Below are 8,664 nucleotides of genomic sequence, written 5' to 3' on the forward strand. Positions count from 1 at the left end.
ATCGATCTTCTGATCCAGTCCAAAAAAGAGGATTTCGACCACTGCGGCTACGGCTCCATGCGGGACGACATCATCCGCCAGAGGGAGGAGCTGGCAAAGCAGATCCGGGCTCTGAGGCAGATGAAGGAGCTGGCAGCCTCCTACGGCTTTGACATTTCCCAGCCCGCCGCAAATGCCCGTGAGGCAGTGCAGTGGCTCTACTTCGGTTATCTGGCAGCCATCAAGACCCAAAACGGGGCGGCCATGAGCGTGGGGCGCATCTCCACCTTCCTGGATATCTACATCCAGAGGGACCTGGCAGCCGGCACACTGACAGAGAAGGAGGCCCAGGAGCTCATCGATCACCTGGCCATGAAGCTGCGCATGGTAAAATTCGCCCGCATTCCCTCCTACAACCAGCTCTTCTCCGGGGATCCGGTGTGGGCCACCCTGGAAGTAGCGGGCATGGGCCAGGACGGGCGCTCCATGGTGACAAAGACCGACTACCGCTTCCTCCACACCCTGGAAAATATGGGGCCCTCTCCGGAGCCCAACCTGACGGTTCTCTACTCCACCCGTCTGCCGGAGACCTTTAAGGCCTACGCTGCCCGCATTTCCATAGATACCAGCTCCATCCAGTATGAAAATGACGACGTGATGCGGCCCATCTGGGGAGACGACTACTCCATCTGCTGCTGCGTGTCCGCCACCCAGACCGGGAAGGAGATGCAGTTCTTCGGCGCCAGGGCCAACCTGGCAAAATGTCTCCTCTACGCCATCAACGGCGGTGTGGACGAGCGCACCAAGGAGCAGGTAGGGCCGGAAAGCAGGCCCATCACATCCGAATATCTGGACTACGACGAGGTGATGCACCGCTTTGACTCCATGATGGGATGGCTGGCAGGTCTCTACGTAAATGCCCTGAATCTGATCCAGTACATGCACGACAAATATTATTATGAGTCCGCCCTCATGGCCCTCATCGACACAGATGTGCGCCGCACCTTTGCCACAGGCATCGCCGGCTTCTCCCACGTGGTGGACTCCTTAAGCGCCATCAAGTACGCCAAAGTACGCACTATCCGGGACGAGGACGGCATCGTGACGGACTACGAGACCATTGGGGATTTCCCCAGGTATGGAAATGACGATGACCGGGCGGACGACATCGCGGTCTGGCTTTTAAAGACCTTTATGCAGAAAATCCGCCAGCACCACACCTACCGGGACTCCGAGCCCACTACCTCCATCCTCACCATCACCTCCAACGTGGTGTACGGCAAAGCCACCGGCTCCCTGCCTGACGGGCGCAAGGCCGGAGAGCCCCTCTCCCCCGGCGCAAACCCAAGCTATGGAGCGGAGAAGAGCGGTCTACTGGCCTCCCTCAACTCCCTGGCTAAGCTGCCCTATGAGTGGGCCCTGGACGGCATCTCCAATACCCAGACCATCCACCCGGACGCGCTGGGCCACTCCGTAGAGGAGAGAGTGGACAACCTCACCTCCATCCTGGACGGCTATTTCTACCAGGGCGCCCATCACCTCAACGTCAACGTCTTCGGCGTGGAGAAGCTCATCGACGCCATGGAGCATCCGGAGAAGGAGGAGTACGCCAACTTCACCATCCGGGTATCCGGCTACGCGGTGAAATTCATCAGCCTGACAAGAGAACAGCAGCTGGACGTGATCGCCCGGACCTGCCACAAGACCATGTAACCTAGCTATTGCACACAGGAGGAACTTGTAAGATGGAACACCTGTCAGAATACCCCTCACAGCCAGACTCACAGCCGGACATCAGCGGCGGCCATATCACAGGCCTTGTCCACTCCACAGAGAGCTTTGGCTCCGTGGACGGGCCGGGCATCCGGTTCCTCGTCTTTCTGCAGGGCTGTCCCCTGCGGTGCCGCTTCTGTCACAATCCGGACACCTGGGCGCTGACCTCCGGCCAGGCACTCAGGATACGCGCTGACGAGCTTCTCGCCCAGGCTCTCCGCTACCGCCCCTACTGGGGCAAAAGCGGCGGCATCACAGTCAGCGGCGGGGAGCCCCTGCTCCAGCTGGATTTCCTGATAGAGTTTTTCAGGAGGGCAAAGGAGGCCGGAGTCCACACTGCCCTGGACACCTCCGGCGCTCCCTTTGCCCGGGAAGAGCCATTTTACAGCCGGTTTCTGGAGCTGATGAAGTACGTGGACCTTGTGCTCCTTGACCTGAAACTGATGGACCCGGCAGGACATCGGAAGCTGACCGGCAGGGAAAATGACAACATCCTGGACATGGCCGGTCTCCTTGATACGCTTAGCGTGCCGGTCTGGATCCGCCACGTCCTTGTCCCCGGCCTCACAGATGAGGAGAGGGACCTGCGCGAGATGGACGCCTTTATCCGCTCCCTCTCCAATGTAGAGCGGGTGGAGGTGCTGCCCTACCACACGCTGGGAGTCTACAAGTGGAAGGAGCTGGGCATCCCCTACTCTCTGGAGGATGTCCTTCCCCCTTCCGCCGGGGAAATAGAAAAGGCAGGGCGCCTTCTGCATGCTGACCGCTAGCAGAGGGCGCCCTGCCTATTTCATGTCTTTTTCATTTGTCCGTACTTTTCCCGTACACTCCTTAATGTCCGCACCCGTGATGACCTTCTCCGTGCCCTCCGCACCCATGGTGTCCCTCGCCATGTCCTTGGCAGTCATGATGCCCTTCCCCGTGGCCGTGGTGGTCGCAGTTGGCCTTTGCGTTTGGCGAGAGCTTTCCTGCCAACAGCTCCTCCACCGCCTGGTCCGCGTCCCCTGACACTCCAGCGTAAAGCTGTATACCTGCGGCGGTCAGCGCCTGCACGGCGCCTCCGCCGATGCCTCCGCAGATAAGCGCCTCCGCTCCCAGGGCAGACAGCACGCCCGCCAGGGCTCCGTGTCCCTGGCCATCCGTGTCCGCCACCTCCGAGGCGATGACTTTCCCGTCCTCCACGTCATAAATCTTAAACTGCTCTGTGTGTCCGAAATGCTGGAACACCTGGCCGTCTTCGTAAGTAACTGCTATTCTCATGATCCCGTCTCCCTTCGGCTTTTCATATTTCCGGCTGATGGCGTATTTGTAGCATCCGCCGCAGGCCCTGCAGCCTCCGTCTCCCCGGCAGAGCTGATAATCTCCTCCGCCGATAGAGAGAGTCAGCCCCTCCACCAGCACCTTCGCCAGCTTCTTTCTGGCGGAGGCGTAGACAAGCTGGACCGCGGTGCGGGAGATCTCCATCTGCCTTCCGCACTGCTCCTGGGAATATCCCTCCCCATCAATGAGACGGATCGTCTCATACTCATCCACAGTCATATTCACGGTCTCTTGCTTATTTCCTCCCACCGGAGCAAATACAAGAGTCTGTGGATAGTCACACACTCGCCTGCATTTTCTGGGTCTTGGCATTTCTCATCTCCTCCTGTCGCGTTTCTCTCTCCTTGTTCGGGTGGCTGCTGCCCCTCCTTCTTTAAAGTATAGGCTTGTTTCGGGCATATGTCAATAATAATTTTGGGTATATGCCAAAAACCGGAAGGCCTACGGCACAGCCTTCCGGTAATAATCCGTCTCAATGATCAGCTCTCCCAGCCGCAGCCGGCAGTCCGCCACATACTTCTTGTTTTCCACATACACATTCTGCTCTTCCTCTGTCATCTCCACGCCCGGGGCAGGCTGAAACTCCTCCGTGTATCTGCTGTAGGTCCCCTGGTCCGTGATCCAGGACCTGGAAAAGAATATAGCCATGCCCTCCTGATCGGAAAACACATCCGTGCCGGCCAGCAGCCGGGAGTCATACTCCACCCCCAGAAGGTTGAGCATGGTGGGTAGGATATCTACCTGGGAGCAGATCTTTTCCACCTCCACAGGCTCCTTCATGCCGGCTGACCAGAGGATCCAGGTGTTCCGGTAGACATCCAGATCTACATTCTCCTCGTCCAGCGTCTCCACTGAGTCAGAGCCGAAATCCCGGCCTGCCAGCTCCTCCAGGATGTCCAGGTCCGAGTAGGGCACATGGTCCGGCGCCATGGCGATCAGCGTGTGGTCCGCGATCCCCGCCTCCTCCAGGTCCTCCAGCAAATGGGTCAGTCCCTTCTCCAGCTCCATCCCAGCGGCCATGTATGCCTTTGTCTTGTCGGAGTAGGGAAGATCCTCCACCTGCTCCCAGTTTCTCCTGGACATCTCATTGCTGTCATACCCGTAGGGCAGATGCATGCTGATAGTGAGGTAGTAGATATTGAAGGGCTCTCTGTCCACATAGTCCGCAAAGGTCTGCTCCACCATGTAGTCATCCGACTGAGGCCAGTACTCACGGCCGCTCTCATTTGTCTCCTTTGTGACCGGGCGCCCGCACGCGTCCGCCTGCCTCCACTCATAGCCCAGATTGGGGTGGGACAGCTCCCGCCCATACATATTCTGGTTAAAATGGTAGCCAATGGAAGTGTAGTCCTCCCCGTTCAGCGCATTTGCCAGCGTAAAGGGAAGGTAGGTGGACCGCTTTCCGCTCTCAGTTAGACTGACGGGAAAGCCTGCGCGGGGATAGAGGCCTGTCAGGTTTTGAAACTCTCCTCCCGATGTGCTTGTAAAGTGCAGGGGCGTGTAAAAATTTTTAAAGACAAATCCCTCGGTGGACATTTGATAGAGAGTGGGCGTAAGCTCCGGGTCGATCATATAGCCGCTGAAGCCCTCCGCTGTGATAAAGATCACATTGTACCCCTCAAACATGCCCGTATACTCGTTCTGCTGTGCCGGCTGCACACTTCCGAAATATTCACTGAGCCATCTCTCTTCATCGCTGGACGCCGCTGCTGTCAGCCCTTCAAAATCAATATCCATCTGATTGTGATCATACACCGGCTCCTCCGGTTCCTGCTGCCCTTCCGCCGCCTCCTCCACCTGGGGCATCGTCTCCCCGGGAGTTCCGAATATACTGTGGCGGACATCCTGCAACAGCATGGTCCCAAGGCCAAGCTGTTCCACCTGGTCGTCTGTGTAAAGGTCTGTCCGAGCCAGATAGGCAGGCGTGATCTCCCCCTTCCACGGGAGGAAAAAGACTCCGGCCAGGAAGCAGGCGAAGAAAACTGCTGCCGCCCCGAGGGCCAGCGCCGTCATCTTCCAGCGGCCGATTTTTCCTGTCCTTTCATTTGTCTCCTCCGGCTCCTTTTTCCCTGCCCTGCGGACTGTCAAGATCCAGACTCCCAGAGGCAGCACCACCAGCAGGAAAAGCCCCGGGATATTCTCCCTTAGCGCCTGCCACACCGCGGCCAGGTAGTCTCCCAGATGATTGCCGGCAGCCGTGTCCAGCCCGCCCACGATCTGATAATACTGCTGAAGGATTTTCTTGCATATGAATTCCGCCATATAAACGACAGACATCAGCAGGATCAGTATGGCTCCCACTGCCCGCCCGGCCCTCTCCGGCAAAAGAGACACCGCCGCGGCCGCCAGAAACCCCCAGGCCGCCGAGGCGCACAAAAACAAAGGGGCATATCTCATATCCAGCCCCATATAGATGTGGAACACAAGCTCCATATAGACAGACAGCGCTTCCAGCACAAATATCCTCTTTCCCATTCCCTCATCATCCGTGTCCTTTATATTTGAGACTATTATACACCCTGGAGCCTCTTTCCGCCTAACAAAAAGCGACACAAAAAGACAGCCCGCCGCTGTCCTATTCATGGGGCATCCTATCCCCCTCGCGCAGGCTGTCTTTTTTTGCTGAAAAGGGCTTAATTAGTATTATAATTTTATCCATTATTCAGTTAATGTAAAATTAGACTGGTCAACAATAATCTGTGGCAATGCATCAAAGTTCGCTCCCCATGCCCATATATTGTAATCTTCATCCATTGCTAAAACATACTCATTTTCATAAGTATCATGATAATAAAAATCCGTAAAAACTGCATCATCGATAGTCAAATAATCTCTATAATAGTCTTCTCTCGTTCCATCTCCTAATTGACCTGATGTATTATCACCTTGACAAAGTATTTCTCCACCTTTTAATAAAAAAACATTATCCTGTGAAACATATGCTTTATCTATTCCAATAACTGTTAAATCTTCAATTACCGGCTGTTTTTCTGGAGACTCATATAATCGTAACAGATTACCTATTTCTGTAAGCAAAATCATTCCTCTTCCCTTGTCTTCGTTATGATATACGCTTACTGCATCAACTATTTTTTCTTCAACAGATATATCATAACTTGATGCTATTATGCTATCAAAATCTGTCAAAATCTTGGGTTCTATAGTATCTTCTCCCGTCATTCCTGAAGTAAAATTAATATATGTTAATTTATTTCCATCTATCACTACACCTTTATTTAAGCTATGATTTACATATTGTATGTCAAAAAATTTTGCATTGTCAGATAATGTGTCGCAAGATATAATCATATCATATGAGTCCGTGACACTTGCACAAATCATATACTTTTCCCCATTTTTACATTTAATCATGAGTGTTCTATCTGTCGTTTGTTTTATTTCCTCAATTTGTGGAATAATAGAAACTTTTTCAGGAGTCAGTATATCTGCTCCCCACCTATACAAATCCCCGTCTTCTGTCAAAGCATAACAATATTCATATTCTATATTTGCTCCCGTTTCCGAACTTCCAAAATCATCCAAAGCATAGATACCTACAGCATTATTTATTTCCTCAACATTTGTCCATTCCTCTGTATCTACCCTTGTTCCATTCCCAAGCTGACCATATGTATTAGCTCCTCTCCCTATAATTGTCCCATCTGCTTTAAGTATTAGTTGTAACTCAGGCTTAATAACTGCGTATGGTACTATATTTTTCTCCCTATCTTCCAAACTGTTTTGTATTTCTTGTGGTTTACTTTCTTTATCTACAGATGATGTTACTGACTTTTGACCATTCTCAATCTCTGAACTATTGTTATCATTGTCTTCTCTACAAGATACTATTCCTAGAACAACAAGTGCAACTACCAATAATATACCAATTCTTTTTCGCATTATATTCCCTCCTAGTCTTTTTAATACTTTCAAAATCATGACAACTAACTCAATTCAACCACCATCCTTTTTTTAATTATATAAGCATTTAATAGCCTATATAGTTTATTAAAACATAACATACCATCTCTTATAATTCAATATATATTAACTATAAAGGCAGGGAAATATAATGGACTATTTCTTAATCGGACAACGAATTCGAAAATATAGAAAAGCTCATTCTTTTTCTCAAGAAGAGTTAGCGGAGAAAGTTGGTATATCAACAACTCATATGAGTCATATTGAAACCGGTAATACTAAATTAAGTTTAGCCGTTCTAGTAAAAATCGCCTTAATTTTAGAAGTAAGTACTGATGATATACTATTCGATCAGTCAATGGTTAACAAAAGTAATCTTTCTAATAAAATAGTCGAGATACTAGACAAATGCAATCCTCAAGAACTTACAATTATTTTTGAAATCGTTAAGGCTACACAAATTAGTTTATCAAAATATTTAGATTAATCATCATCGAAATCTTATTTCTATTTATGAGTAAAATAAGGTCAGGAGTATTGAATTTTTATCCATAACTGGCTTCTTCAATACTTCTGACCTTACCACTTCGTATGTGCAAGCGAATTTGTTTGCTTTGCCATAAAATCACCTTTCCTTTCTTTAATAGTGGCCTGAACAACCCTATTATAACGGAAAGGTGATTTTTTGTATAACAAACGTCGCGCACCCGCATAGCGGGTGGTTGCTATTTCGCACGTTTCCGTTTCTCCATTAAGAAACTTCAACATGCTCAACTGGGTCTATCCGACCCGCAATGTAAAAAATCCGGAACCTTCTGCCGAAGTTCCAGATTTTTTATTCTCTATATTACAGCTCCATTATCTTTGCCTTGTGATAAATGCGGGGAAGAAATTTGTTCAGAAGGTCCGCTGTCTTCAGCTTCAAATGGTCCGTGTTGATCCCCGGATTGCATCCAAACCACTCTTCATCTGCCACCTCTTTATCCATGATGAGCTGCACGTACTCGTCCTCGTCGTTGACAAGTCCCATGACAGAGGCAGAGCCTGGCTTTGCTCCCAGGTGCTTCTCCATCATCTCTGCCGAGGCAAAGGACAGATGTCCCACACCCAGCTTTTTCTCCAGAGCGGACGTGTCCAGCTGCTTTGCGGCAGGTATGACCACCAGGAAAAAGCTCGTCTTCTTCTGGTTGCACAGAAAAATGCTCTTTCTCACCTCTGTGCCGAGAGCTTTGTCGATCTCCTCGCACTCCTCCATTGTCTCCACCACATCGTTTTCCACTCTCTCGTAGGGGATGTGGAGCTTATCCAGAAGCTGAAATACCTTGTCCTTGGTCTTGTTTTTGCCCTTCTTGGGCACAGTCTTGCTGATCTCGCTTATATATACCATCTGTATCTCTTCCTTTTGCCTTTACCTTTTGCTTTTCTGCGTGAAGCCTCTGCTGTCTACTATTCTATCAGCATCCACCGCTTTTTTGCAAACAAAAAACAGCCTGTTTTCACAGACTGCCTTCATATTTTCATGTACCCTCAAAACCACATACAAGAAATTCTCTATCTTCCATCTCTTCCCGAACCTTTATGGTTATGCCCTCGACCGATTAGTAACAGTCAGCTCCATGTGTTACCACACTTCCACCTCTGCCCTATCTACCTCGTCGTCTTCAAGGGGTC

Annotated in this window: 7 protein-coding genes and 1 rRNA gene; 3 read left to right on the top strand and 5 right to left on the bottom strand. The window is 50.6% G+C overall.

Going from position 1 to position 8,664, the window contains the following annotated elements; all coding sequences use genetic code 11:
• Together NI21_RS0115275 and pflA are read left to right on the top strand one after the other, a co-directional pair.
• On the top strand, nt 1-1,692 hold a 1,692-nt coding region (locus NI21_RS0115275), incomplete at its 5' end, for a pyruvate formate lyase family protein (RefSeq protein WP_033127075.1).
• A gap of 32 nt (nt 1,693-1,724) precedes the next feature.
• A complete protein-coding gene (pflA, locus tag NI21_RS0115280; RefSeq protein WP_081958117.1) occupies nt 1,725-2,522 on the top strand; it encodes a pyruvate formate-lyase-activating protein in 798 nt (265 codons plus the stop codon).
• 61 nt (nt 2,523-2,583) lie between these two features.
• Here the strand turns inward: pflA and NI21_RS0115285 are convergent, their stop codons facing one another.
• The 3 genes from NI21_RS0115285 to NI21_RS0115295 all read right to left on the bottom strand — a co-directional run bounded on the left by NI21_RS0115285 (nt 2,584) and on the right by NI21_RS0115295 (nt 6,972).
• Nucleotides 2,584-3,384: a NifB/NifX family molybdenum-iron cluster-binding protein gene (locus tag NI21_RS0115285; RefSeq protein ID WP_033127076.1), complete on the bottom strand. Its 801-nt coding sequence runs from the start codon at nt 3,382-3,384 to the stop codon at nt 2,584-2,586.
• A gap of 129 nt (nt 3,385-3,513) precedes the next feature.
• Complete coding sequence (locus NI21_RS0115290) at nt 3,514-5,547, bottom strand: LTA synthase family protein (protein WP_171031561.1); 2,034 nt, start codon at nt 5,545-5,547, stop codon at nt 3,514-3,516.
• A gap of 183 nt (nt 5,548-5,730) precedes the next feature.
• On the bottom strand, nt 5,731-6,972 hold the full coding sequence (locus tag NI21_RS0115295) for a hypothetical protein (protein WP_033127077.1): 1,242 nt from the start codon (nt 6,970-6,972) through the stop codon (nt 5,731-5,733).
• Nucleotides 6,973-7,144: 172 nt separating this feature from the next.
• Between NI21_RS0115295 and NI21_RS0115300 the strand changes: the two genes are divergently transcribed.
• Entirely contained in the window at nt 7,145-7,480 is a 336-nt protein-coding gene (locus tag NI21_RS0115300) for a helix-turn-helix domain-containing protein (protein WP_033127078.1), read from the top strand.
• A gap of 360 nt (nt 7,481-7,840) precedes the next feature.
• On the opposite strand, the gene NI21_RS0115305 is transcribed toward NI21_RS0115300, so the two are convergent.
• Both NI21_RS0115305 and NI21_RS0115310 read right to left on the bottom strand, forming a co-directional pair.
• Nucleotides 7,841-8,380, bottom strand: a complete 540-nt coding sequence (locus NI21_RS0115305; RefSeq protein WP_033127079.1) for a prolyl-tRNA synthetase associated domain-containing protein — start codon at nt 8,378-8,380, stop codon at nt 7,841-7,843.
• Between the two features lie 191 nt (nt 8,381-8,571).
• A 23S ribosomal RNA gene (locus NI21_RS0115310) occupies nt 8,572-8,664 on the bottom strand; the annotation flags it as partial.

Source organism: Eubacterium sp. ER2, from assembly GCF_000765215.1.
Classification (GTDB): domain Bacteria; phylum Bacillota; class Clostridia; order Lachnospirales; family Lachnospiraceae; genus Claveliimonas; species Claveliimonas intestinigallinarum.

What these genes read in the sequence shown, in the direction of transcription:
- NI21_RS0115285 (WP_033127076.1), bottom strand. Translation starts at nt 3,384, where the DNA reads ATGCCAAGACCCAGAAAATGCAGGCGAGTGTGTGACTATCCACAGACT.
- pflA (WP_081958117.1), top strand. Translation starts at nt 1,725, where the DNA reads ATGGAACACCTGTCAGAATACCCCTCACAGCCAGACTCACAGCCGGAC.
- NI21_RS0115300 (WP_033127078.1), top strand. Translation starts at nt 7,145, where the DNA reads ATGGACTATTTCTTAATCGGACAACGAATTCGAAAATATAGAAAAGCT.
- NI21_RS0115295 (WP_033127077.1), bottom strand. Translation starts at nt 6,972, where the DNA reads ATGCGAAAAAGAATTGGTATATTATTGGTAGTTGCACTTGTTGTTCTA.
- NI21_RS0115290 (WP_171031561.1), bottom strand. Translation starts at nt 5,547, where the DNA reads ATGGGAAAGAGGATATTTGTGCTGGAAGCGCTGTCTGTCTATATGGAG.
- NI21_RS0115305 (WP_033127079.1), bottom strand. Translation starts at nt 8,380, where the DNA reads ATGGTATATATAAGCGAGATCAGCAAGACTGTGCCCAAGAAGGGCAAA.